The 24,570-nt window shown below is 69.0% G+C and carries 22 protein-coding genes; 9 read left to right on the top strand and 13 right to left on the bottom strand.

Annotated elements, in window-relative coordinates; translation table 11 throughout:
• Positions 1-4: 4 nt before the first annotated feature.
• The 3 genes from ACFOM8_RS14905 to ACFOM8_RS14895 all read left to right on the top strand — a co-directional run bounded on the left by ACFOM8_RS14905 (position 5) and on the right by ACFOM8_RS14895 (position 2,051).
• Positions 5-616 (top strand): LysE family translocator, encoded by a 612-nt coding sequence (locus ACFOM8_RS14905; RefSeq protein ID WP_377762678.1) that lies wholly within the window; start codon positions 5-7, stop codon positions 614-616.
• Between the two features lie 11 nt (positions 617-627).
• The gene (gpt, locus tag ACFOM8_RS14900) at positions 628-1,128 is read left to right on the top strand and encodes a xanthine phosphoribosyltransferase (protein WP_377762676.1); all 501 of its coding nucleotides are present in this window, start codon (positions 628-630) and stop codon (positions 1,126-1,128) included.
• Positions 1,129-1,241: 113 nt separating this feature from the next.
• Positions 1,242-2,051 (top strand): PRC-barrel domain-containing protein, encoded by an 810-nt coding sequence (locus ACFOM8_RS14895; RefSeq protein ID WP_377762675.1) that lies wholly within the window; start codon positions 1,242-1,244, stop codon positions 2,049-2,051.
• Between the two features lie 47 nt (positions 2,052-2,098).
• Here ACFOM8_RS14895 and trpE read toward each other — a convergent pair whose 3' ends face one another.
• From trpE to ACFOM8_RS14875, 4 genes are all read right to left on the bottom strand, one after another.
• Positions 2,099-3,604 carry an anthranilate synthase component I gene (trpE, locus tag ACFOM8_RS14890; RefSeq protein WP_377762674.1) on the bottom strand — a complete coding sequence of 502 codons (1,506 nt, stop codon included), beginning with the start codon at positions 3,602-3,604 and terminating at the stop codon, positions 2,099-2,101.
• Positions 3,604-5,457: a peptidylprolyl isomerase gene (locus ACFOM8_RS14885; RefSeq protein WP_377762672.1), complete on the bottom strand. Its 1,854-nt coding sequence runs from the start codon at positions 5,455-5,457 to the stop codon at positions 3,604-3,606. The genes trpE and ACFOM8_RS14885 overlap by 1 nt, the downstream gene beginning before the upstream one ends.
• Positions 5,458-5,523: 66 nt before the next feature.
• A complete protein-coding gene (locus ACFOM8_RS14880; RefSeq protein WP_377762670.1) occupies positions 5,524-6,708 on the bottom strand; it encodes an aminotransferase in 1,185 nt (394 codons plus the stop codon).
• Positions 6,701-7,255 (bottom strand): hypothetical protein, encoded by a 555-nt coding sequence (locus ACFOM8_RS14875; RefSeq protein WP_377762669.1) that lies wholly within the window; start codon positions 7,253-7,255, stop codon positions 6,701-6,703. Before ACFOM8_RS14875 ends, ACFOM8_RS14880 begins: the two co-directional genes overlap by 8 nt.
• A 106-nt stretch (positions 7,256-7,361) precedes the next feature.
• On the opposite strand from ACFOM8_RS14875, the gene ACFOM8_RS14870 reads away from it, so the two are divergent.
• From ACFOM8_RS14870 to ACFOM8_RS14855, 4 genes are read left to right on the top strand one after another with little or no spacing between them, the layout of a single operon-like run.
• Positions 7,362-7,952, top strand: a complete 591-nt coding sequence (locus ACFOM8_RS14870) for an anthranilate synthase component II (protein WP_377762667.1) — start codon at positions 7,362-7,364, stop codon at positions 7,950-7,952.
• On the top strand, positions 7,949-8,974 hold the full coding sequence (gene trpD / locus ACFOM8_RS14865; RefSeq protein WP_377762665.1) for an anthranilate phosphoribosyltransferase: 1,026 nt from the start codon (positions 7,949-7,951) through the stop codon (positions 8,972-8,974). The genes ACFOM8_RS14870 and trpD overlap by 4 nt, the downstream gene beginning before the upstream one ends.
• Entirely contained in the window at positions 8,971-9,609 is a 639-nt protein-coding gene (locus ACFOM8_RS14860; protein WP_377762663.1) for a uracil-DNA glycosylase, read from the top strand. The genes trpD and ACFOM8_RS14860 overlap by 4 nt, the downstream gene beginning before the upstream one ends.
• Positions 9,610-9,628: 19 nt before the next feature.
• The gene (locus ACFOM8_RS14855; protein WP_377762661.1) at positions 9,629-9,859 is read left to right on the top strand and encodes a hypothetical protein; all 231 of its coding nucleotides are present in this window, start codon (positions 9,629-9,631) and stop codon (positions 9,857-9,859) included.
• Positions 9,860-10,001: 142 nt separating this feature from the next.
• On the opposite strand, the gene hflX is transcribed toward ACFOM8_RS14855, so the two are convergent.
• The 9 genes from hflX to dusB all read right to left on the bottom strand — a co-directional run bounded on the left by hflX (position 10,002) and on the right by dusB (position 22,279).
• On the bottom strand, positions 10,002-11,312 hold the full coding sequence (hflX, locus tag ACFOM8_RS14850) for a GTPase HflX (RefSeq protein WP_377762659.1): 1,311 nt from the start codon (positions 11,310-11,312) through the stop codon (positions 10,002-10,004).
• Positions 11,313-11,546 (bottom strand): RNA chaperone Hfq, encoded by a 234-nt coding sequence (gene hfq, locus ACFOM8_RS14845; RefSeq protein WP_020949330.1) that lies wholly within the window; start codon positions 11,544-11,546, stop codon positions 11,313-11,315.
• Between the two features lie 94 nt (positions 11,547-11,640).
• Positions 11,641-13,269, bottom strand: coding sequence for a potassium transporter TrkG (locus tag ACFOM8_RS14840; RefSeq protein WP_377762658.1), 1,629 nt, complete (start codon positions 13,267-13,269; stop codon positions 11,641-11,643).
• 6 nt (positions 13,270-13,275) lie between these two features.
• Complete coding sequence (trkA, locus tag ACFOM8_RS14835) at positions 13,276-14,652, bottom strand: Trk system potassium transporter TrkA (protein ID WP_377762656.1); 1,377 nt, start codon at positions 14,650-14,652, stop codon at positions 13,276-13,278.
• Between the two features lie 319 nt (positions 14,653-14,971).
• Positions 14,972-16,363, bottom strand: a complete 1,392-nt coding sequence (gene ntrX, locus ACFOM8_RS14830; protein WP_377762654.1) for a nitrogen assimilation response regulator NtrX — start codon at positions 16,361-16,363, stop codon at positions 14,972-14,974.
• Positions 16,360-18,624 (bottom strand): sensor histidine kinase NtrY-like, encoded by a 2,265-nt coding sequence (locus tag ACFOM8_RS14825; RefSeq protein WP_377762652.1) that lies wholly within the window; start codon positions 18,622-18,624, stop codon positions 16,360-16,362. The genes ntrX and ACFOM8_RS14825 overlap by 4 nt, the downstream gene beginning before the upstream one ends.
• A 72-nt stretch (positions 18,625-18,696) precedes the next feature.
• Positions 18,697-20,154 (bottom strand): response regulator, encoded by a 1,458-nt coding sequence (locus tag ACFOM8_RS14820; RefSeq protein WP_377762650.1) that lies wholly within the window; start codon positions 20,152-20,154, stop codon positions 18,697-18,699.
• Between the two features lie 11 nt (positions 20,155-20,165).
• A complete protein-coding gene (locus tag ACFOM8_RS14815) occupies positions 20,166-21,284 on the bottom strand; it encodes a two-component system sensor histidine kinase NtrB (RefSeq protein WP_377762648.1) in 1,119 nt (372 codons plus the stop codon).
• Positions 21,281-22,279 carry a tRNA dihydrouridine synthase DusB gene (gene dusB, locus ACFOM8_RS14810; protein WP_377762646.1) on the bottom strand — a complete coding sequence of 333 codons (999 nt, stop codon included), beginning with the start codon at positions 22,277-22,279 and terminating at the stop codon, positions 21,281-21,283. The genes ACFOM8_RS14815 and dusB overlap by 4 nt, the downstream gene beginning before the upstream one ends.
• A gap of 227 nt (positions 22,280-22,506) precedes the next feature.
• Here dusB and ACFOM8_RS14805 point away from each other — a divergent pair, with 227 nt between their 5' ends.
• Entirely contained in the window at positions 22,507-23,889 is a 1,383-nt protein-coding gene (locus tag ACFOM8_RS14805) for an L-serine ammonia-lyase (protein ID WP_377762644.1), read from the top strand.
• A gap of 104 nt (positions 23,890-23,993) precedes the next feature.
• A partial coding sequence (locus ACFOM8_RS14800) for a COG3650 family protein (RefSeq protein WP_377762642.1) occupies positions 23,994-24,570 on the top strand: 577 nt, incomplete at its 3' end.

Genomic DNA, 24,570 nt, shown 5'->3' with positions numbered 1-24,570 from the left:
CGCCATGACCGTCACCGTCGACCAGCTTCTGCTGTTCGTGGGGACGCTGGCCGTGGCGATCCTGTCCCCCGGTCCGGGCGTGATCGCGGTCAGCCAGGGGGCCTTTGCCCTGGGGCGCAGGCGCGCCCTGCCCTATGCCTGGGGCCTGGCGGTCGGGGCCTCGGTGTGGTGCCTGTTCGCGCTTCTGGGGCTGACGGTGGCCTTTCGCCTGATGCCCTGGACCTTTGTCGCGCTGAAGGTGCTGGGCGGGGCCTATCTGGTCTGGATCGCTTGGAAGATGTGGCGCCATGCCCCCGACCCGCTGCCCGATCCGGCGAACGGCAGCCGGGGCATGGGGTTCACGGGCGGCCTGATGCTGAACCTGTCGAACCCCAAGCCCGCGCTGTTCTATTCGGCGGTGCTGCTGTCGGTCTTTCCCGTGCTGCTGACGCCGGGCGACAAGCTGGCGATTTACGTTACGGCAGCGGGCGTGGAACTGGCATTTTATAGCGCACTCGCCTCGCTGATGGCTTTGCCTTGGCTGCGGCGCAGGTATTATGCCGCGAAATTCTGGATCGACCGCACGGCGGGGCTGGCCATCGGCCTGCTGGGCTTGTCGCTGATCCTGCGCCACTGAAAGGGACTTCGATGATCGACCGCCTGCCTCATGAAAAGGGTTTCCATGTCAGCTGGGACCAGTTGCACCGCGACGCCCGCGCCCTGGCCTGGCGGCTGGACGGGACCGACTGGCGCGCGGTCGTTGCCGTCACGCGCGGCGGCCTGGTGCCCGCCATGATCGTCGCGCGCGAACTGGACATCCGGGTGATCGACACGGTTTCTATCCGGTCCTACAAGGGCGTGGGATCGGATGCGGGCCAGGGCCAGCTCGAGGTGCTGAACAAGCCCGATCCCGTGCTGATGGGCGATGGCGAGGGGATCCTGGTCATCGACGATCTGGTCGATTCGGGCCGCACCCTTGAACTGATCCGCGAAATGTATCCCCGGGCGCATTTCGGCACCGTTTACGCCAAGCCCAAGGGCAAGCCGATGGTTCAGACCTATGTGACCGAGGTCAGCCAGGACACCTGGATCTTCTTTCCCTGGGACATGGCGCTGCAATACGTCCAGCCTTATCGCGGCGAGGACTGATCCCGCCCCGGGGCGGTTTTCGGGACCGCCTGCGGAACCGACAGGCAGGTCAGGCATTGTTTCCTCAATCGCGCATCGCACGCCATGCGCGGCTTTTTTCAGGAGGAAACGACATGCGCAACCTGATGCTGACCACCGCGATGGCCCTGCCGCTGATGCTGGCTCCGGCCCTGGCGCAGGATACCACGACGCCCGCGCCCGCCGACCCGGCCACCGACGCCACCACCGCGCCGATGGGCACCGACATGACCCCGGCCGCCGAAGGCGAGACCATGGAAACCGAGGCCGCCGCCGACGAGGCCAATGAAGCCGCCGCCGAAGCCGAGGTCGCCGCCAGCGGCATGGTCGAACAGCAGCAGGCCGAGAACGAGCTGCGCATCGACTGGATCACCGACTCGACCGTGAACGCGCCCGACGGCACCGCCATCGGCGACATCAACGACGTGATCGTGGATGCCGATGCCGGAACCGTGAAAGCGGCGGTGATCGGCGTGGGCGGCTTTTTGGGCATCGGCGAAAAGCAGATCGCCGTGCCGTGGGACCAGCTGACGATCAATTACGACGCGCAGGAAATCACCAGCGAACTGACCAAGGAACAGGCCGAGGCCGCGCCCGAATACGTCTTCCGCGACCAGGAGGAAGCCCCGGCCGAGGCTGGCGAGGCCGGCAGCGCCACCATGACCCCGGCAACGGACACGATGGGCACGACCATGGATCCGGCGGCAACGACCGACCCGGCCGCGACCACGGCCCCGATGGCGACCCCCGACGCGGCCGCCACGACCTCGACCGAGCCTGCGGCCACGGGCGCACCGATGCCGGCCGATACGGCCGAAACCCCGGCCACTCCTCCGGCCGACGGCGCGATGCCTGCCGATGGCACCATGCCTGCCGAGGGAACCACGACCGCCCCGGCGAACTGATCCTAAGGGGATCACGGACACGGCCCCCAACCGGGGGCCGTTTTCCGCTACTGGTTGCCGCGAACGAAACGCGCCGCGCCTTCGGCCGCGCGTTGCAGCGCGCGGCTCTTGTTCACGGTTTCGGTGAACTCGGCCTCGGGGTCGCTGTCATAGACCACGCCGCCGCCCGCCTGGATATACAACGCGCCGTCCTTCAGCACGCCGGTGCGCAGGGCGATGCACATGTCCATCTCGCCGTTGGCCGCGAAATAGCCCACCGCCCCGCCGTAAACGCCGCGCTTTTCCGGCTCCAGCTCGTCGATGATCTCCATCGCGCGGACCTTGGGCGCGCCGGACACGGTGCCAGCGGGCAACCCCGCCAGCAGCGCGGACAGCGCGTCCTCGCCTTCACGCAAATCGCCCACCACGTTGCTGACGATGTGCATGACGTGGCTATAGCGTTCGATCACGAACTGCTCGGTGGGGCGGACGGTGCCGGGCTTCGCCACGCGGCCCACGTCGTTGCGGCCCAGATCCAGCAGCATCAGGTGTTCGGCCAGTTCCTTCCGGTCGGCCAGCAGATCGGCCTCGAGCGCGCGGTCCTGCGCCTCGTCCGCGCCGCGCGGGCGGGTGCCCGCGATGGGGCGGATCGTCACTTCGCCGTCGCGCAGGCGCACAAGGATTTCGGGCGAGGCGCCGACGATCTGGAAGCCGCCCAGGTTCAGAAAGAACATGAAGGGCGAAGGGTTGGTGCGCCGCAGGCTGCGATACAGCGCAAAGGGCGGCAGCGGGAAATCCATCCGCCAGCGTTGAGAGGGCACCACCTGGAAGATGTCGCCCGCGCGGATGTAGTTCTTGGCCTTTTCCACCGCCGCCAGGTAATCGGCCTTGGAAAAGTTCGACACCGGCTCGCCGATCCGGGCGTCGTGGCCAAGCGCCCGGGGTTCCGAGGGCTGGCGGTCCAGCGACCGCAGCGCGTCCATCACCCGCTCAGCGGCCTGGGCATAGGCGGCCCGCGCGTTGTCGCCGCCGTTGCGCCAGACCGGGGCGCAAAGCGTGACCTCTCCCTTCACGCCGTCCAGCACCGCCACGACGGACGGACGCATCAGCATGGCGTCGGGCAGATCCAGCGGGTCGGGGTTCACATGCGGCAGGCGTTCGACCAGCCGGATCATGTCATAGCCCAGATAGCCGAACAGGCCCGCCGCGACCGGGGGCACGCCGTCGGGCATCGCCTCGATCCGGCTTTCCGCGATCAGCGCGCGCAGGCTGTCCAGCGCGGGACGGTCGTCGGGGCGGAAGTCGTCGGAAAAGCGCGCCTGGCGGTTGATGCGCGCGCGGCCGTCCCGGCAATCCCAGATCAGGTCGGGCTTCATGCCGACAATGGAATAACGGCCCCGGACCTCTCCGCCGGTAACCGATTCCAGCATAAAGGACATGGGAGCGGCTTCCGCCAGCTTCAGCATCAGGCTGACCGGCGTGTCCAGGTCGGCGGCCAGGCGGATGGTCACGAGCTGGTTCTGACCGGCATTCCACGCGGCCTCGAAGGCCGCGAAATCGGGCGTCAATTCCATCACTGGACCTGCGCGTTGATGGCGTTGATGGCCGACTGATCCAACTGGATGCCCGCATCGCGCTGCACCGCGCGGGCGTAGTAGTCGAAGATGTCGGATTGCAGCGACTGGTCCAGACGGCCGCGCACGGCGTCGGTGATGCGCCGCGCATCCTCGTCCGTCAGGTCGGCCTCGTGGATCGCGTCAAGGCGCAGCAGGATCACCCGGTTCTCCGCGTCGACGACCTCGATGTCGCCCGGCTGCTCCATGGCGAAGGCGCGGGTGACCGCATCCGAGGGGGCGCCCTCGATCCAGCCGTCGCGGGTGATGTCCTTGACGGCGGTCCATTCCGGGGCGGGCTGGCCCTCGGGCGTGGCGGGGGACAGGCGCTGTTCCTCGGCCAGGGCCAGAAGCTGGCGATGCGTCTCGGCCCGGCGCCAGTCGGCCTCGACCTCGTCGCGGACCTCCTCGAAGGGCTTCAGGGTCGGCGGCACGACCTGATCCAGGCGCAGCGCGAAGACGCCGCCATCGTCCAGGTTGGCCAGCTCCGGGAAATCGGCCTCAGAGATCTCGGCGGCCCGGTCGCGGAAGGCCTGATAGCCCGCGATGCTGCCTTCGGCAGGGGTGGCGTCCGCCGACCAGTCGATGGTGCCAAGCTCCAGTTCGGTTTCTTCGGCCACCTGCTCCAGCGAGGCGCCGCCGGCCAGCAGATCCTCGTAGTCGGCCGAGCGTTCCTCGATGGTGCGGGCGGCGCGGTCCAAGGCGGCCTCGGCGCGCAGATCCTCTCGGGCCTGCTCGAAGGGGATGTCCACCGGCTCCAGGATGGCATGGACCGCGAACAGCGCGGGCCCCAGATCGGTCTGGATCGGACCGACGGTGCCGGGTTGTTCCAGGGCAAAGACCTCGGCGCCCGCCGCGCCCAGGTCGGCCTGCGACACCTCGCCCAGTTCGGCATCCTCGGGCTGCAAGCCGCGACGGATCACGAAGCTTTCGAACGGGGCCGTGCCCGCGTCGATCTGCGCCTTGGCGGCCTGGGCCTCCTCGGCCGAGGGGAACACCAGGCGGCTGACGATGCGGCGTTCGGGGCGCCGGTATTCGTCGATGGCCGCGTCATAGGCGGCGCGCAGGGCGGCTTCGTCCAGCTGGACCGTTGGCGCCAGCATTTCGGGCGTCAGCCAGACATAGGTGAGCTTGCGCAGTTCGGGCGCGGTGAAGCGGTCGGCATTGGCGCTGTGCCACGCCTTCAGCGTCGCCTCGTCGGGATCGGCGACGGGGGCGGGCAGCATCTCGGCGGTCAGTTCGCGCCAGGCCACGTCGCGGCGTTCCAGGATCCACTTGGCCGTCGTTTCCACCGCGGGCTTGGGCGCGCTGATCCCGCCCGCCACGGCCCGCTGGATCAGCAGCCGGGCCTCGTCGGCGCGGACCTCGCGCTCGAACTCGGCCTCGGACAGGTTCTCGCGGCGCAGAACGTCGGCATAGGCGGCGCGGTCGAAGCTGCCGGTGGGGCCCTGGAAGGCCGGCGCCTCGGCGATGGTCCGGCGCACCTTGTCATCGCCGACGGAAACGCCGATGCGCCGGGCCTGCTCTTCCAGCGCGGCGGCGGTGATCAGCTGCGCCTGCACGGCCTGCGGCAGCCCGATGGCCTGGGCCTGCGCCATGGTCAGGGGCTGGCCGGTCTGCTGCTGATAGGCGTTCATCTGCTGGCGCAGGGCGCGGGCATAATCCTCGGCGGTGATGGTGGTGCCGCCGACCGATCCGATGGCGGTGGATCCGCCCGAGAAGCTGGTCACGCCGAAGCCGCCGAGTCCCAGAACCATCAGGCCCATCAGCACCCAGACGATCGTCGATTTCCCGTGTGTCCGCAGGTTCTTCATGGCCCGGCCTTCCCTCGTGGTCGTGTCGGGTTTCTTTAGGGCGCGCGCGGCCCCGCGACAAGCCTGTCAGCCGCCGAACACACGCAGCCGTGCGGCAAGCGCGGCGATCCGGGGCGCGTCGATATTGGCGAAAGCGATGCGCAGATGACGGGGACCGGCGGGATCGTCCGGCGGCACGAACATGGTGCCGGGCAGCGCCAGAACGCCGATTGCGGCCACCATGCGGCGCGCCAGATCGGCCGAGGATGCGGCAAAGGGATGTTCCACCCAGGCGAAATAGGCGCCCGCGCTTTTCACCCGCCAGCCCGGCAGGGCCGACAGCGCCGCCACCGTGGCCACGCGCCGCGACAGGATTTCCGCCCTTTGTTCCGCCAGCCAGCCGCGCAGGTTCTCGATCCCCCACAAGGCCCCGATCTGCCCCAGTTGCGCGGTCGAGATCGCCACGGTGTCCAGGAACTTTTCGACCTGCGCCATGCGGGCCTCGGACGTGATCAGCGCGCCGACCCGGTGGCCGGTCAGCCGGTAGGCCTTGGAAAAGCTGTAAAGCTGGATAACGGTGCGGTCCCAGCCGGGCCGCGCCGGCAGGTCGTGGGGCGGCCCGCTGCGGCTGTCGAAGTCGCGATAGGTCTCATCCAGGATCAGCGCCAGGCCGCGGCTTTGCGCCAGGTCGAAGAACCGCGCGACCAGCCAGGCCGGGTACTCCGCGCCCGAAGGGTTGTTGGGCGTGACCAGAACGATGGCCCGGCAGCGCGGCCCGATCAGGGCGGCCGCGCGGTCCGGGTCGGGCAGCAGGCCGTCGCCGCAGGGCAAGGGCACCGCGCGGATGCCCTGCATGTCCAGCCACATCTTGTGGTTGAAATACCAGGGCGTCGGCAGGATCACCTCGTCCCCCGCCTGCGCCAGCGTCGTGACGGCGGCGCAAAAGGCCTGGTTGCAGCCCTGGGTGATCGCCGCCTGCCCCGGCAAGACCCGGCCGCCATAGCTGGCTGAAAACTCCTGCGCCACGGCGGCGCGCAGGTCGGGATTGCCCAGGACCGGGCCGTAAAGATGCGCTTCGGGGCGGTGCAACGCGGCGTCCGCCATCGCCTGCCGCAGCGCCAGGGGCGGCGGATCCACGGGGGCGGCCTGGCTGACGTTGATCAGCGGGCGGTCCGGCGGAAAGGTCACGCCCGCCAGCCAGCGGCGCGCCTCCATCACGGGGGGCGCGCAGGTCGCGGCGATTGCCGGGTTCAAAGGGAGGAAATCAGTCACGCGACAGCCCTTGCAGGTCCGACAGGTCGGGCGGCAGCGACAGATCCAGCGCGGGCGCGGACAGGGCGGGCGTCGCGGGCGGGGGCGCCGCCGGCCGGTCCGGGGGGATGGAGGGCACGGCGTCGGGCGCATCGGCGACGGTCCTGCCCGGCGCGGCCGGGGCCGCCGGCTGCGGCAGGGCGGCGGGACGGTCCAGGCGCGGCGCGTCCTCGCCCGCGGCAGGGGCGCCCTGGACGGGGCCGTCCCCTTCGCCCGCCGGCCGGGGCCGCGGTTCGGCGGCGGTCACGGCCACCGGCGCGGGTTCCGAGGCCGGGGCGGCCACCGCAGGCGCCTCGGCCCCGTCCGGGCGTCCGGGCGCAAGCGGCGCCGGAACGCGCGGCACCACGTCGCCGCCCCGGCCGAATTCGGACCCGACTGGCAGGTCCACGGCCTCGGCCACGGGATCCCGTTCCGCTTGCGGCACGGGCGCGGCCAGCGACAAGGCGGCCAGGGCGGCAATGCTGACGGCGCCGCCGTGCAAAAGACCTGTCCAGAAACCGCGTGCCATGTGCCCCTTCATGCCCGTGCCAGTCTTGACCCTCCGGCGCGCTTCGGCCCATCTATAGCGGACCCGTTCAGGCGGGGAAACCGCCACCATATCAGGGCGCACCACCATGATCCTTCTGATCGACAACTACGACAGCTTCACCTGGAACCTCGTGCATTACCTGGCCGAGGCGGGGGCCGAGGTCGTTGTGCGCCGCAACGACGCCCTGACCGTGGACGAGGCGCTGGCGATGGCGCCTGACGGAATCGTGATCTCGCCCGGGCCCTGCGATCCGGCGCAGGCGGGCATCTGCATCGACCTGATCCGGGCGGCCGCCGACCGGGCCGTTCCGCTGTTCGGCGTCTGCCTGGGCCACCAGGCCATCGGCGAGGCCTTCGGCGGCAAGGTCGTGCGCGCCAACCGCATCATGCACGGCAAGACCGACGCGATCAGCCACGACGGCACCGGGGTCTTCTCCGGCCTGCCCTCGCCCCTGACGGCGACGCGCTATCATTCGCTGACGGTGCGGCCCGATGATCTGCCCGACTGCCTGCGCGTCACCGCGACATCGGACGACGGCACCATCATGGGCCTGATCCACGAGGCGCTTCCCATCGAGGGGGTGCAGTTCCATCCCGAATCCATCGCGTCCGAACACGGGCACGAGATGATCCGCGCCTTTCTGGCCCGCTGCACCCCGCGCGAGGCCGCGGCATGACCGGCACCGACATCCGCCCGCTGATCGGCATCGCCGCCACCCGCCCCCTGACGGGGACCGAGGCGGAGGCCGCGTTCTCCGCCCTGTTCGACGGCGCGGCGACGCCCGCCCAGATCGGCGGCCTGCTGATGGCCCTGCGCGTGCGCGGCGAGACGGTGGACGAGATCGCCGCCGCCGCCCGCGCCATGCGCAAGCGGATGAACCGCATCCATGCGCCCGAAGGCGCCATGGACATCGTGGGCACCGGGGGCGACGGCAAGGGGACGCTGAACATCTCGACCGCGACGGCCTTCGTGGTGGCGGGCGCGGGCGTGCCGGTCGCCAAGCACGGCAACCGCAACCTGTCGTCGAAATCGGGCGCGGCGGATGCGCTGACGGCCATGGGCATCAACGTGATGGGCGGCCCGACGATCGCGCAGCAGGCGGTCCGCGAGGCCGGAATCTGCTTCATGATGGCGACGATGCATCATCCGGCGATGCGCCATGTCGGGCCGCCGCGCGCGGAACTGGGCACAAGAACCGTCTTCAACCTGTTGGGACCGCTGACGAATCCGGCCTCGGTCCGCCGCCAGCTGACCGGGGCCTTCAGCGCCGCCTGGATTCGCCCCATGGCCGAGGTTCTGCGCGACCTGGGCAGCGACGCCGCCTGGCTGGTCCACGGCGCCGACGGCACGGACGAGATCAGCATCGCCGGCGAAACCCATGTCGCGGCGCTGAAGGACGGCGCCATCAGCGAATTCACCGTGACGCCCGAAGATGCGGGCCTGCCCCGCCACCCGTTCGAGGCGATCATCGGCGGCGAACCCCATGAAAACGCCGCAGCCTTCCGCGCGCTGCTGGCGGGGGAACGCGGCGCCTATCGCGACGCGGTGCTGCTGAACGCCGCCGCCGCGCTGATGATCGCGGGCAAGGTGGGCGACTTGCGCGAAGGCGCTGTCATGGCCGCCGAATCCATCGATAGCGGCGCGGCCCTGGACCGCCTGACCCGCCTGTCGCAGGTCACCGGGGCGCCCGAGGCATGAAACCCCCCGCGGCCTGGGACCACCTGCCCTTCTTCCGGCAGGACTGGCCCGCGATCCGCGACCGGCTGGAAGGACTGGACGACTGGCTGCCCGGTCCCGCCCTGGTCTTCGCCGCGCTGGAGGCTACCCCGCCCGAGAAGGTGCGCGTCGTCATCCTGGGCCAGGATCCCTATCCGACGCCGGGCCATGCCAACGGCTTGGCATTCTCGGTCGCGCCCGAGGTGACCCTGCCCCGGTCGCTGAAGAACATCTTCACGGAACTGCGCGAGGATGTGGGGTCGGCCCCTCCCACGGGCGACCTGTCAGGCTGGGCGCGCCAGGGGGTGCTGCTGCTGAACACGTCCTTGTCGGTGCCGCCCGGGGATGCCGGGCGGCACGCCTCCTGGGGATGGGACCGGCTGGCCCGCGACGCAGTGACGGATGCGCAGAAGCACGGGCCGCTGGCGTTTCTGCTGTGGGGCGCACATGCGCAGAAGGCAATGGCAGGGCTGCCGCGCCCGCAGGATCTGGTGATCGCGACGGCGCATCCTTCACCCCTGTCGGCGCGGCGGGGGTTCTTCGGCAGCAGGCCGTTTTCTCGGATCAACGCTTGGCTGGAGGAGCAAGGGCGCAAGCCGGTGGATTGGGCGAGTTAGTCCTTTGCGAGTTGTCTGAATGCTAAGCCAGAAGATCGCTCTCATCATTTTCCTTGGATCGGCAAGCTTGCAGTTTGTGCATGTGGTCGCCGTTATTCACCTGATGGGACCGCTGCCAGAACGTTACGATCCTGAATGGACATCGCGGATGTTCAAAGGAAGAATTGGCAAGCTGGTTGCCATTGCAACATGCAATGCCCTTATCGCTTTCGTTGCTCTCGCAGTCTTTGCTTTAAGCCAACACAGATAAGCTGATGTGCAGGGTGGAGTTTCACCCCACCATCGGCGTTAACCGTTGCGAAATGGTGGGGTAGAACCCTACTCCACGGGCGTAGGGTGCGTGCTTGCACGCACCATGGACGGGCGCAATGCGGTGCGTGCAAGCACGCACCCTACAGGGCCTCGAAGCCCGCCTTCTGCCGTTCCGTCCACAGCAGATGCAACGTCAGCCCGGCCTCGCCCGACTCCTCGCGCTGGACCACGCCCACTTCGTGCAGCCAGGCGCGGCGGCGGCCGTCCGAGAAGGGCAGCGTCACCGCAGCCTCCGTCTTCGGCTCGTCCAAGGCCTCGGACAGACGCGCGTCGATGGCGGCGGTCAGGTCGTCCAACCCTTCGCCGGTCAGGGCGCTGACGGCCTGGACCCCTTCGGTGCGCGCGTCGGTGCGGCGCAGGGCGTCGCGGGTGTCCTGGGACAGGGCGTCGATCTTGTTCCAGACCTCGATCAGCGCCACATCCTCATCGACGCCCAGCGACTCCAGGATCTCGGCCACGTCGGCGGCCTGTTCCTCGGTCTCGGGGTGGCTGATGTCGCGGACGTGCAGGATCAGGTCGGCCTCCAGCACCTCCTCAAGCGTGGCGCGGAAGGCGGCGACCAGTTCCGTGGGCAGGTCGCTGATGAAGCCCACGGTGTCCGACAGGATGATCTTGCGCCCCTGCCCGCCGCCCGCGCCGGGAAGGCGGATGGCGCGCATTGTCGGGTCCAGCGTGGCGAACAGCATGTCCTTGGCCAGGACATCGGCCCCGGTCAGGCGGTTGAACAGCGTGGACTTGCCCGCGTTCGTGTAACCCACCAGGGCCACGATGGGGTAAGGCACCTTGGCCCGCGCCGCGCGATGCAGGGTGCGGGTCTTGACCACGCGGTCGAGCTGACGGCGCAGCCGGGTCATCTGTTCGTCGATGGCGCGGCGGTCGGCCTCGATCTGGGTTTCCCCAGGACCGCCCACGAAGCCCAGGCCGCCCCGCTGGCGTTCCAGGTGGGTCCAGGCGCGGACCAGGCGCGTGCGCTGATAGGACAGCGCCGCCAGTTCCACCTGCAACACGCCCTCGCGCGTTCGCGCCCGGTCGGCGAAGATCTCAAGGATCAAACCCGTCCGGTCCAAGAGCTTGACGCCCCAGTCCTTTTCCAGGTTGCGCTGCTGCACCGGAGAGACCGGGCCGTCGACCAGAACCAGATCGACCTCGGCGGCCTCCAGCCGGGTGCCGATCTCGGCCAGCTTGCCCTTGCCGAACAGGCGGCCCGGATCGGGCTTGCGCAGGCGCGCGACCTCATCGCCCACGATCTCGATCCCCGGCAGGGCATGGGCCAGGGCGACGGCCTCGGCCAGGGCGTGTTCGGGTTCGCGCCGCTGCGTCCGGCTGGCCAGATCCGGGTGGATCACATAGGCGCGCGTCGGTTTCGCTTCGGTGTCCGCAGGTTCGGCCAATCAGTCCTCGCCTTCGTAAAGGCTGATGGGCTGGCCCGGCATGATCGTGCTGATGGCGTGCTTGTAGACCAGCTGCGACTGCCCGTCGCGGCGCAGCAGCACGCAGAAATTGTCGAACCAGGTGATGACGCCTTGCAGCTTGACGCCGTTGATCAGGAAGATCGTGACGGGCACCTTTGCCTTGCGGACGTGATTGAGGAACGCGTCCTGAAGGTTCTGCTTGTCGCCAGCCATTGTTTTTCCGTTTTTTACTGTCCCGGTCGGACTTCACGTTTATGCGCTTGAGACCCCCCTTGCAAGCGTGTCGCGCCCCCTGCGACCGGGGCCGTCAGCGGCGCCAGAACTGTGGCGAAAATAGCGCAAGAACCGCCAGCGTCTCGATCCGGCCGACGATCATCGCGCCCGCCAGGATCGTCTTGGTGAAAACCGGCAGGCCCGACCAGCCTTCCCACGGGGCCGAGGCGATGCCGGCGCTGGCCTGGAAGGCGGGGGTCAGCGGAATGGCGGCGGCCAGGGGGCCGGTGTTGGTCAGCGCGGCGATGGAGAGGATCGTGGCCGTCTCGATCTCGATCCTCTGGATCGAGACAAGCGCCACCACCACCGCGATCGAGGTCGCAAACAGCATAAAGAAGATGAAGGCCAGGTATGCCCCCTCGCGCCGCAGCCTGCGGGCGATCTGACCCCCGCCGGCGACCGAGTTGGGGTGCACGATCCGCTCCATCTCGCGCTGGCCGTGGCGGGCCAGGGCATAGACGCGCAGCAGCTTGACCCCGCCCGCCGTGGTCGCGACTCCGCCCCCCATCATCGCCAGCCCCGCCAGGATCAGGCCCGGAGAGGTCAGCCCCGACCAGGCCCGCGCCCCCTGCCAGTCGATCGAGGTCCAGCCGGTCGTGGTCAGATAGCTGAGGCCGTTGAACAGCCCGCCCCAAAAGGCCGCCAAACCGTTCCTCAGGTCGTGCAGCAGTTCCAGCGACCCTTCGGGGGCCTGCTCGGCCTCGATGGCGCCCAGGAAATGACGCGCGAACAGCGACAACGCCACCAGCGCCACCAGCCCGCCCGCCATCATCAGCTCGGGATCGTCCCGCAGCTTGTCGGTGGCGCGCAGCTGCCCGCCGCCGGGCCAGAAACGGCGCGACAGCGCCGGGATCAGGAACAGGAAGACCGCCACCTCTCCGGCAAGGCCCGAGGCGGCGCCCGGCGGTCCCAGCACCGGGGAAATCCCGCTGGTGGACAGCGTGCCCATGGCCCGGCACAGCGCGACCAGCGCCGGATCGCCCAGCAGCAGCAGGATCAGCCACAAGGCCAGCGTCAGCCCGGCATAAACCGGAAAGACCTGCGCGGCCGACCGCATCAGGCGGACATGCGGAAGGACCAGCCGCGTCTGGAACACCGGCGAGGACAGATGCGGGTTGCGGTCCAGCGGCTCGGCGGACCGGGGAAGACGCTCCAGGTATTCGGGGCGGCCATAAGGACGGGCCATGATCTCGAACCCGCCGATGTGCAGGGGCGCAAGGATCGCCGTTGCGGCGACAAGAATGAAAAGGCCGCCCATCCAGCCCGCCATGGCCCGCCACAGATGCAGCGGCAGGGGCAGCAGGTCGGCGGAATAAAGCGAGGCGCCGGTGGTTGTCAGCGCCGAGGTCATTTCCCACCAGGCGTTGAACAGGCCCGTGTCGGGCATCGACTCGGCAAAGGGCAGCGCCATGATCAGCGGCATCCCCCCGTAAACCGCCAGCATCGCCAGCAGCGTGTCGCGCGCGCGCGGCGGATGGGGATTGGCCGCCGTCGCAAGCCCGACCATCCCCGCCCCGACCATCACCAGAAGCCCGGAATAGAAGAAGTTGCGTGCCAGGTCGTCCTGGTCGCCGACCGAGGCATAGGCGGCGGGCAGCATCATCGCCAGCCCCGTCATCGCGGCCAGGATCACGAACAGGGGCAGGCGCAGCAGAACGGTCATGGCACCTCAGAAGAAGTCGATCGAGACCTGAAGCAGGCGCTCGACCTCTGGCACGTCCTTTGTCAGGGCGAAGATCAGGACGATGTCGCCTTCCTCGATCCGGGTGTCGGGAACGGGCTTCACGATGCGGTCGCCCTTTTGCACGGCGCCGATCAGCACGCCTTCGGGAAACTCGATGTCGCGGATCGCCCGGCCCGAGATGGGGGACGTGGAAAGCGCCTGCGCCTCGATCACCTCGGCCTCGGCGTCGCCGATGGAATAGATGTCGCGCACCCTTCCATGGCGGATATGGCGCAGGATGGTGGAAACGGTGGTGGCGCGCGGGTTGATATAGGCGTCGATGTCCAGCGCGTCCATCAGCGACACCAGCGTCGGGTCGTTGATCAGCGCAATCGCCAGCCTGGCCCCCGCCTGCTTGGCGCGGACAGACGCCAGGATGTTGGTCTTGTCGTCGTCGGTCACGGCCAGAACGGCGTCGGCGGTGGGCACGGCGGCCTCCTCCAGCAGTTCGGCGGACAGGCCGTCGCCGTTCAGCACGATGGTCCGTTCCAGCCGGTCGGCGGCGAATTCGGCGCGGCCCCGGTCGCGCTCGATCAGCTTGGCGCGGATGCGGTCGGGCCGCGTTTCCAAGGCCTGCGCCACCGCAAGGCCCACGTTGCCCGCCCCAATGATGGCCACGCGTTCCTGCTTCAAGGGCGGCTTGCCGAAGATTTCCAGCGTGCGGCCCACGTCCTCGCGGTGGCTGAAGACATAGATCTGGTCGCGCGCGAAAAGCTGGTCGCCCGGTTCGGGCGCGAACAGCCGCCCCTGGCGCCGCACTCCCACAACAATGGCGCGCAGGGTGGAAAACAGGTCGTTCAGCTGGCGCAGGGGCGTGTTCAGCGCGGGGCAGTCGTCTTCCAGCACGATGCCCAGAAGCTGGACCTTGCCGCCCATAAAGGTTTCCACGTCAAAGGTCGATGGCGCGGACAGGCGTTGCAGGGCCGCGTTCGCGACCTCCCTTTCGGGGCTGATCACCACGTCGATGGGCAGGTGCGACGTGGTGTAAAGGTCCGAATAGATCGCGTCCAGATAGGCGCTGGAGCGCAGGCGCGCGATCTTGCGGGGCACCTGGAAGATCGAATGGGCGACCTGGCAGGTGACCATGTTCACCTCGTCCGAATGGGTGGCGGCGATGATCAGGTCGGCGTCTCGCGCCCCCGCGCTGTCCAGCACGTCGGGATGGCTGGCAAATCCGGTCACCCCCTGCACGTCCAGCGCGTCGGTCGCGCGGCGGATCAGTTCGGCATTGTTGTCGATGATCGTGACATCGTTGCGTTCGCCCGCCAGGTGCCGGGCGATCTGCCAGCCCACCTGACCGGCGCCGCAGATGATGATCTTCATGGCCGCCCTTTCCGCCGCAGATCCTGTCCCACCCTTTGCCTATGCCGCCCGGCCGCGTGGCGCAACCGTCCCGCGAAGGCAGGCCGCCGCGAAGGGAAAGCCGGATATCAACCTGGGGTTGCATCAGGGCCGAAAGTGGTGAAAAAGAGGTTAATGCCCCGGGTCCGGGCCCCGGGAATGCCTGTGCGGGAAGGCTGCGGCATTGTCTGCCGCCGCGGCCTTCCGGCCAGAGGCAGGTGTTTCCCCAAACACTCCCGCCGGGCCCGGACGCGGCCGGCAGCACCGCCAAGGCGCGCTGCCGCCGGCCAAGCCTGGCGGTCTACTTGCCCATCAGCAATTCGTCCTCGGGACGCATCCCGCCGACCACGCCCAGCGATTTCAGCTTGCGGTGGAGCGCGCTGCGCTCCATCCCCACGAACTGCGCGGTGCGGCTGATATTGCCGCCGAAGCGGTTGATCTGGGCCACCAGGTATTCGCGCTCGAACATCTCGCGCGCTTCGCGCAGGGCCATGGCGGTGATCTGCGGGCCAAGGGACAGGGCGTCGCTGTTGTCGGGGGTGGCGCCCTGGGGTTCCAGTTCGGCGGGCTGGATCGGACCGCTTTCCTCGGCCAGGATCAGCACGCGCTCGATCACGTTGCGCAGCTGGCGGATGTTGCCGGGCCAGCGCATGGATTGCAGCGCGGCCACGGTTTCCTCGGGCAGATCGCGCGGGGTCAGCCCCTGGGTCTTGTGGAACCCGTCGATGAAATGCCGCGCCAAGAGACCGATGTCGTCGCGGCGCTCTGCCAGCGAGGGGACCGCCACCGGCACCACGTTCAGCCGGTCATACAGTTCCTGCCGGAACCGCCCGGCCGCGATTTCCGCAGGCAGGTCGCGGTTGGTGGACGAGATCACCCGCAGATCGACCCGCACGCGGTCCGCGCCCCCGGCCCGCACGAACTGCTGCTCGGTCAGCACGCGCAGGATTTTCGGCTGCGTTCCCAATGGCATGTCCCCCACTTCGTCGAAATAGATGACGCCGCCATGGGCCTGTTCCAGCAGGCCCGGCTCGACACCGCGTTCGGGGGTTTCGCGGCCGAACAGCACCTCCTCCATCCGCTCGGGCTCGATGGTGGCGCAGGGCACGGTGACAAAAGGCGCATTGCTGCGCGGGCTGTGCGCGTGGATATAGCGGGCGGCCATTTCCTTGCCGGTGCCCGGCTCGCCCGCCAGCATGACGCGGCCGTTGGATTTCGCCACCTTGTCCAGCGCGTCGCGCAGCCGCTTGAAGGCGACGGAATGGCCCAGCATGGCGGCCCCGCGGTCGCCGCCGCGCCGCAGGGTGCTGTTTTCCCGGCGCAGGCGGCTGGTTTCCATCGCCCGGTTCACCACCACCATCAACTGATCGATGTTGAAGGGCTTTTCGATGAAGTCATAGGCGCCCTGCTTGATCGCCGCCACCGCGATCTCGATGTTGCCGTGCCCCGAGATGATGATCACGGGCACGTCGGGGTTGTTGCGCTTGACCTGCTTGAGGATGTCGATCCCGTCCATGCGGCTGTCCTTCAGCCAGATGTCCAGAACCATCAGCGCGGGCTGACGGTCGTTCAGCGCCGCCAGGGCCTCGTCCGAGTTCGCGGCAAGGCGCGTTTCGAACCCCTCGTCCTTCAGGATGTCCGCGACCAGCTCGCGGATGTCGCGTTCGTCGTCAACGATCAGGATGTCGCTCATATCGGTGCTGCCTCGTCTTCTTTTGTTTTTGTCTTGCGTTGCGCGCCGCGCACGGGATGGCGTTCCCGCGGCAGGCGGATCTCGGCCATGGCCCCTTGCCCGTCGGGCCGGTCGCCCAGGGACAGGCTGCCGCCATGTTCCTCGACGATCTTCTTGACGATGGGCAGGCCAAGGCCGGTGCCGCTGGCCTTCATGGTCACATAAGGCTCGAACAGGCGGGACCGGTCGGCGGGCAGGCCGGGGCCGTTGTCGGCGATGCGGATGGTCACGGCGTCGTGGTCGGCCCGCATCACCACGGTGATCCGCGGCGTCCAACCGTCGGGCGGATTTTCCCGCTGTTCCTCGACGGCTTCGCCCGCGTTCTTCAGCAGGTTCGTGAAGGCCTGCCGCAGCATCCCCGCGTCGCAATCGACGATCACGGGCACGTGGGGGATCTGCGCCTGCAAGGCCCCTTTCAGCGCGTCCTGTTGCAGCAGCGTGACTTCCTTCAGCAAGGCCGCAAGGTCGGTCTCGGCGCGGTCGGGTTCGGGCATCCGGGCAAAGCGGCTGAATTCGTCCACGATCCGGCGCAGGTCGCCGGTCTGGCGGATGATCACGTCGGTGTATTGATCCAGGGACGCCTTGTCCTCGGCCGAGGCCAGCTTGCCGAACTTGCGGCGCAGGCGTTCGGCGGACAGCTGGATCGGCGTCAGGGGGTTCTTGATCTCGTGCGCGACGCGGCGCGCGACATCGCCCCAGGCGGCCATGCGCTGCGCCGTCACAAGCTCGGTCACGTCGTCGAAGGCCACCACATAGCCTTCCAGGTCGCCGTCGGTGCCGCGGCGCACGGCCATGCGCACCAGCAGGCTTTCGACGCGGCCTTCGCGCATCAGCCGAACCTCGTCCTGCACGGTTTCCGCGACCGAGGCCGACAGGCGGTCGAACAGCGGCGCGAATTCGGGCACCGCCTCGGACAGAAGGGCGTCGATGTCGCGCTTGGGGTCAAGCCCCAGCAGGCGGCTGGCCGAGCGGTTCACGAAGTCGATCTCGCCCGCGGCATCCAGGCCGATCACCCCGGACGTGACGGACGACAGCACGTTGTCGAACAGCCGCCGCTGTTCGTCGCTGATGCGATAGCTGTCCACCAGTTCCTCGCGCTGCGCCTTGAGCTGCCGCGTCATGCGGTTGAAGGACTGGCCCAGCGTCTGGATTTCATCCCCCGTGTCGGGTTCGGGCACCTGCACGTCCAGGTTGCCGCGCCCGACCTGTTCGCTGGCCTGGGCCAGCAGCCCGATGGGCCGCGACAGGCGCGAAGCGAACCACAGCCCCAGCAGCACGGCGGCGGCGACCAGCAGCAGCGCGAAGGCCAGGTAGACCAGCGAGAATTCGAACAGAACCTGGCTGCGCGTTTGTTCCAGCTGCCGATAGCTGCCGACGGTCGCGCGGGTATCGTCCACAAGACCCAGAAGGTCGCCGTCCACATCGCGCGTGACGTACAGATAGCGGTCGGCCAGGGGCGGCAGGGCCACAAGGGCGCGGAACTCGTTGTTCTGCCAGTCCTCGATCAGAACGACGCCCTCGGTCTGCGCCCGGTCCAGATCGCCGCTCGACGGAGGCTCGTACCAGAACAGATAGGACCGTTCGCCCCGGGCGCGGATCTCGGCATTGCCGTTGATGACATAGGCTTCGCGCAGTCCGCGCTGGATCATGGCCTGGCCCTGCCCCAGCAGCAGCCGCAATTCGCCGTCCTCGATCATGGGATTGGCGCGCCCGGCCTGGGTCAGGACGCCCGCCAGGGCCTTTGCATCCTCGGTCAGGTCGCGGCGGTGTTCCTCTTGATAGGCTTCGGCGGCGGCCTGCGAGGTCGTGACGACCTGCTGCACCCGGCCCGAAAACCAGCCTTCAAGCCCGATGTTGACCAGAAAGCCCGCGAACAGCGCGACCAGCACCGTGGGCACCAGGGCCAGGCCCGCGAAGATCAGCACAAGCCGCGCGTGCAGGCGCGATCCGGCGGCGGTCTTGCGGCGCGCGGTGATCAGCCGGGCCATGCGCAGAACGATGATGCCGATCAGCAGGATCAGGTAAACCAGATCCAGCAGCAGGATCAGGCGCAGCATCCGGCTTTCGGCGCCCTGGGCCAGCGGGCCAAGCACGGTCATCGTGGCAATCGCCAGAAGGATGCCGACGGCCACAACGGCCACGGCCATGGCGCCGCGCCAGTGACGCGGCAGCTTGACCTTTGCGAGCCTGTCCCAGCTCAACCCTGATGCGGCACCTGCCATTGCCCCCGCCCGCCGTCTGACGCGGCTTTCTGTTGCAGCGCCGATACGGATGGCGCCGCCCCTGTGGCGGTTTTACATCAGTTTGCGGCGCCGTGTCACCTCGATATTCAGTTCGGTCAGCTTCTTGCGCAGGGTATTGCGGTTTATTCCCAAAAGGTCGGCGCATCTCAGCTGATTGCCGCCCGTCGCATCCAGCGCAACCTGAAGCAGAGGGCGTTCGATTTCCCGCAAGATGCGGTCGTAAAGGCCCGGCGGCGGCAGGCTGTCGCCATGCAGGTCGAAATAGCGTTGCAGATGCGCCTCGACCGAATCCGACAGCGGGCCGTTGCCGCCGCCAAGCTGAAAGGCCGCCGGGATGGCGCTGTCGCTGGCAGGTTGCGCCAAGGGCACCGGCATGGCGGCGATGGGGGTGGCACGGGTGCCGCCCCCCTGGCTCAACGCCTCGCGCATCTCGGGCGCGGTGATCGCGGCGTTGCTGGCGGTCAGGGCCAGGCGGCGCATCATGTTTTCCAGTTCGCGCACATTGCCGGGAAAGGCATGGGCGCGCAAAAGGCCGGCGGCGTCGTCGCCCAGGGTGCGGTCGGGCAACCCTTGCGCCGCCGCGCGGGCCAGCAGGTGGTTGGCCAGCGGCAGGATGTCGTCGACCCGGGCGCGCAGCGGCGGCACCGTCACCGTGACGCCCGCCAGCCGGTAATACAGGTCCGACCGCAGCCGCCCCGCCGCCACGTCGGCCTGGGGGTCCGGGCCGGTGGTCGCCACGATGCGCGGGGCCATGGCGCGGTCGGGACCGCTTTCCAGCGACTCGATCAGCCCGATCAGCCGGGCCTGGGCGGCGGGATCGAAGCCCGCCGGGTTCTCGATCACGACCGTGCCGCCGCGCGCCTTGTCGGCGGCGCGGGTGATCGCCTCCTCGGCGGCATCGGCCGAGGTCAGGATCGCGATGCCGTTGTCGCGCCGGTCCGACAGATCGTGAAAGGACCGCGCGATGGTGGTCTTGCCCACCCCGGGCTCGCCTGCGATCAGAACCGGCAGGTCGGCGTTCAGCACGCGCGCCACCATGCGGAACAGCGCCTGCATGGCGGGCGCGTGGCCGATCAGCGGCATGGCGGGGTCGGCTGCGGGACGCGGGGCCGGGATCGCGTCCGGCACCGGGTCGGACTTTCTGGGACGGCGGGACAGGGCCTGGTTGGCCTTGGTCATCAGGTCCGGCAGGTCGAAGGGCTTGGGCAGGTATTCGAAGGCCTCGGCCTCGGTCGCGCGGATCGCGGTGACAATGGTGTTCTGGGCCGAGATCACGATCACCGGCAGGTCGGGCCGCGCTTCCCGGATCGCGGGGATGCGGTCGATGCCGTTGCCGTCGGGCATCATCACGTCGGTGATCACCAGATCGCCGCGCCCTTCCTCGACCCATTTCGACAATTGCGCCAGGCTGCCCGTGGCATGGACCCGGCAGCCCGCGCGGGTCAGCGCCTGCGTCAGCACCGTGCGGATGGTGCGGTCGTCGTCGGCGATCAGAACGGTTCCGTCCATGGCGTCGGTCCTTATGCCTTGGGCAATGATATGCGGAAAACGGTGCGGCCGGGGCGCGAATCCACGCGGATCAGCGCGCCGTGGTCGGTGATGATCTTGCTGACAAGCGCCAGGCCCAGGCCGGTGCCGTTTTCGCGCCCCGACACGAAAGGTTCGAAGATCTGGTCGGCGATGGCGGGGGGAAGGCCGGGGCCGTTGTCCTCGATCTCGATTTGGAGGGGCAAGGGGCGGCCGGCGGGATCGTCCTCGTCCGGGGGCAGGCGCAGGGTGTGGTCGTAAAAGCTGCGCAGCCGGATCGCGGGGTGATCGGTGTCCTTCAGCGCCTCGGCCGCGTTCTTGACCAGGTTCAGACAGACCTGGGTCAGCTGGTCGGCATCGGCCAGGGCATCGGGCAAGGACGGGTCGTATTCCGCGACGACGCTGATCTTTTTGGCAAAGCCGACAACGGCCGAGCGGCGGACCTTTTCCAGCACGTCATGGACATTGACCGCCCGAAGGTTCGGGGCCGAGGTGTCGCCGAACCGTTCCACCTGTTCCAGCAGCGACACGATGCGCTTGGACTCGCTGACGATCATCTCGGCCATCTCGCGGTCGTCGGGGGACGCGTTCATGCCGATCAGCTGCGCGGCGCCGCGGATGCCCGCCAGGGGGTTCTTGATCTCGTGCGCCAGCATCTCGGCCATGCCGATGGCGCTGCGGGCGGCGGTGCGGACGGCGCGGTTCTGGGTCTGCAACCCCGCCTCGTCCAAGGGCACCAGCAGCAGGGTCACGGCGCCGCCGACCTGTCCGGCGGGACCGGCATGAACGGCGGCGCGGCGGTCCTGGTGGCCGCCCGCCCGGTCGCCGATCTCGAAACGGACATCGGGGTGGTAAAGCGCCTCGTCGCTGCGCATCACGCGGCAGATCAGCGGCGACAAAGAGGGCCGGACGCGCAGGCGGGCCGCCATCTCGTCCCCTTCCAGCGGCTTGCCGACCGTCGAGGTGCGCGACAGGTTCAGCCAGATTTCGGCGGCATCGTTCATCGCGGCCACCCGGCCCTGGCCGTCCAGCACCAGAGCGGGCAGCGGCAGCGCGTCCCATCCGGGGCCCGGCCGAACCTCGTCGAAACCGGCCGGGCCGCGGCGCGTCATGCGGCCACCCGCGCATGGCCGAAGGCCTGGCGGATCAGCGCCAGCACCGCCGCCGGGCTGTCGGCGCGCAGCATCCGGTCGCGCAGGGGCGCGCCATTCGCGTCGGCATACCAGCCCAGGTGCTTGCGCGCCACGCGCAAGCCCAGATCGGTGCCGTAGAAATCCAGAATATCCTCGTAATGCTCGGCCACGGCATCGGCCAGGGCATCGCCCTGCGGCACATCGGGCGCGGGCGCGCCCACCAGCTCATGCGCGATCTGCGCCAGCCGCCAGGGCGCGCCCTGCGCGCCGCGCCCGACCATCACCGCTTCGGCCCCCGAGGCCGCCAGCGCCGCGCGGGCCGAAGCCGCATCCACCACGTCGCCGTTGGCGACCAGCGGCGGCCGCCCCGGCAGGTTCGCAACCGCGCGGATCCGCGTCCAGTCGGCCTGACCCTTGTAGAACTGCGCGCGCGTCCGGCCATGCACGGTCAGCATCCCGACCCCGGCATCCGCCGCGCGGCGCGCCAGATCGGCGGCGTTGAGACAGTCCTCGTCCCAGCCAAGCCGCATCTTCAGCGTGACCGGCACCGACACCGCGCCCACCACCGCGTCGATCAGCGTCAGCGCATGGTCCAGATCGCGCATCAGCGCAGCGCCCGACAGCCCGCCCGTGACCTTCTTGGCGGGGCAGCCCATGTTGATGTCGATGATCCGCGCGCCCATGCCTTCGACGATCCGCGCCGTTTCGGCCATGGCCCCGGCCTCTCGCCCCGCGATCTGGACGCTGACGGGCAGCGCGCCCTCCGTCAGCGCCTTGGCGCGGACGGCGGCGCGCGTCGAGGGGCGCGGCGTCACCATCTCGGTCGAGGCGACCATCTCGCTGACCATCAGCCCCGCGCCATACCGCGCAACGGCGCGGCGAAAGGGCAGATCGGTGATTCCCGCCATGGGCGCAAGATATACCGGCGGGCCAAGCCGCGTGTCGCCAAGAATGATCGGGTCGCCGAACTGCATATCCGTTCCTTCACTCTGCCGGGCGCCCGCGGCAAGATCGCCCGCCGCAGGCCGCCGCGCCGCCTGTTTAATCATCCGCTCAACTGCCTATATTTGATGCACGACGCCCGTTTTCAAAGCAGTTCTCGGTTGGACGCGTGTCGCTAAGATCCCGCCCGCCTGTCGCAAACGGAATGGCCTTTGGCCGGGCAGATGCTTAGATGGGAACCAAAACACAAGGGGGACGCATGTTCCTGTCGGTTTTCGACCTGTTCAAGGTGGGCGTCGGCCCGTCATCCTCGCACACCATGGGGCCGATGGTCGCGGGGGCGCGTTTCCTGGACGAGTTGCGCCAGCAGCCGTTCAAGGCGCATGGCCTGAAGGCCAGCCTGCACGGCAGCCTCGCCTTTACCGGCAAGGGCCACGCGACCGACCGGGCGACGATCCTGGGCCTTGCGGGCTTCGTGCCCGCCACGCTGGATGCCGAAGCCGCCGAGGCCGCGCTGGCGAAGAACCGGGAAACCCGCGTCCTGTCGCCGGAAGGCCTGGGCGATCTGGTCTTCGATCCCGACCGCGACCTGCGCTTCGATTTCGACCATGCGCTGCCGGGCCACGCCAATGGGATGACCCTGTCGGCCACGGACGCGCAGGGCGACGTGATCTTTCACCGCATCTACTATTCGATCGGCGGCGGCTTCGTGCTGACCGACGAGGAGCTGGCCCGCAAGGGCGACGAAAAGCGCAGCGACGACGCGCCCGCCGTGCCCTATCCCTTTTCCAGCGCCGCCGAGATGCTGGCCATGGCCAAGGCCTCGGGCAAAAGCATCGCCCGGATGAAGCACGACAACGAACGGGTCTATCGCTCGGAGGCCGAGATCCGCGACGGGCTGCTGCGCATCTGGCAGGTGATGCGCGACTGCATGGACCGGGGGCTGACCAGCGACGGCATCCTGCCGGGCGGGCTGTCGGTCAAGCGCCGCGCCAAGGCGATCCATGAAAAGCTGCTGGCCGAACGCGGCATGAACCTGACCGCGCCCCATGTCATCAACGACTGGATGTCCACCTATGCCATGGCCGTGAACGAGGAAAACGCGGCAGGCGGCCAGGTCGTGACCGCGCCCACCAACGGCGCCGCGGGCACCGTGCCCGCCGTGATCCGATACTGGCTGGACCATGTGCCCGGAGCGTCCGAACGCGACATCCCCGAGTTCCTGCTGACGGCGGCGGCCATCGGCGGGCTGGTCAAGCACAATGCCTCCATTTCCGGCGCCGAGGCCGGCTGCCAGGCCGAGGTCGGCAGCGCCTCCGCCATGGCAGCGGCGGGGCTGGCGGCGGTTCTGGGCGGCACGCCGGAACAGGTCGAAAATGCGGCGGAAATCGCGCTGGAGCATCACCTGGGCATGACCTGCGATCCGGTGCGCGGACTGGTGCAGGTGCCCTGCATCGAACGCAACGGCCTGGGCGCGATCAAGGCGGTCAGCGCGGCCAGCCTGTCGCTGCGCGGCGACGGCACCCATTTCGTGCCGCTGGACGCGGCCATCGAGACGATGCGCCAGACCGGCCGGGACATGTCGGACAAGTACAAGGAAACCTCGCTGGGCGGGTTGGCGGTCAACGTCCCGAATTGTTGATCGCCGATCCGGCGGGCTGTCGCCGTCCCCGCCCTCGCGCGCTTGTGCGCCCGCGCGGCGGTTGCTAACGCTGGCGTGACAGTGATCCCATAGAAGGCTGACCGATGACACCGCGTCTTGCACTCATCGCGCTGATGACCCTGCCGCTTGCCGCCTGCGAGGGCGTTGACCTTCCCGGTCTGCGGACCTCTGCCCCCCAGGCCGAAGGCCACAAGGGGCCGCCGGGCGTGTCGCCCCTGGAACAGCCGATCGAGACGGGGGCGGAAGCCCGGCCCGTATCCACCGCCGAGCCCAGCACCTACAACACCGCCGCCTTCAGCGCGCGCGGAAACGAGCCCTTCTGGGCCGTTGATGTCGCGGGCGGCACCGCGATCTACAAGACGCCCGACAACCAGAAAGGCCGCCCGATCCGCGTCAACCGCCTGGTCTTCGCGCAGGGCGTGGAATACGTGGGCGTTCATGCGGGCCGTCCCTTCGCGCTGAACGTCCGCGCCGCCGAGTGCCGGGACGGCATGTCGGGCCAGGACTTTCCCTTCACCGCGCGCCTGACCGTGTCGGGCAGAACGGAAACCGGCTGCGCATCCGCCGCCACGGCCGAGGTCGCCCAGGCGGTCGCCGCCACCCGCGCGCCCGCGCCCGCCGCGCCGCGCCAGGCCACGGCGGCCCGCCGTCCGGCAGCCG

It is taken from the genome of Paracoccus angustae (assembly GCF_042648745.1).
Lineage (GTDB): Bacteria > Pseudomonadota > Alphaproteobacteria > Rhodobacterales > Rhodobacteraceae > Paracoccus > Paracoccus angustae.
This window is presented reverse-complemented; position numbering and strand designations above follow the sequence as displayed.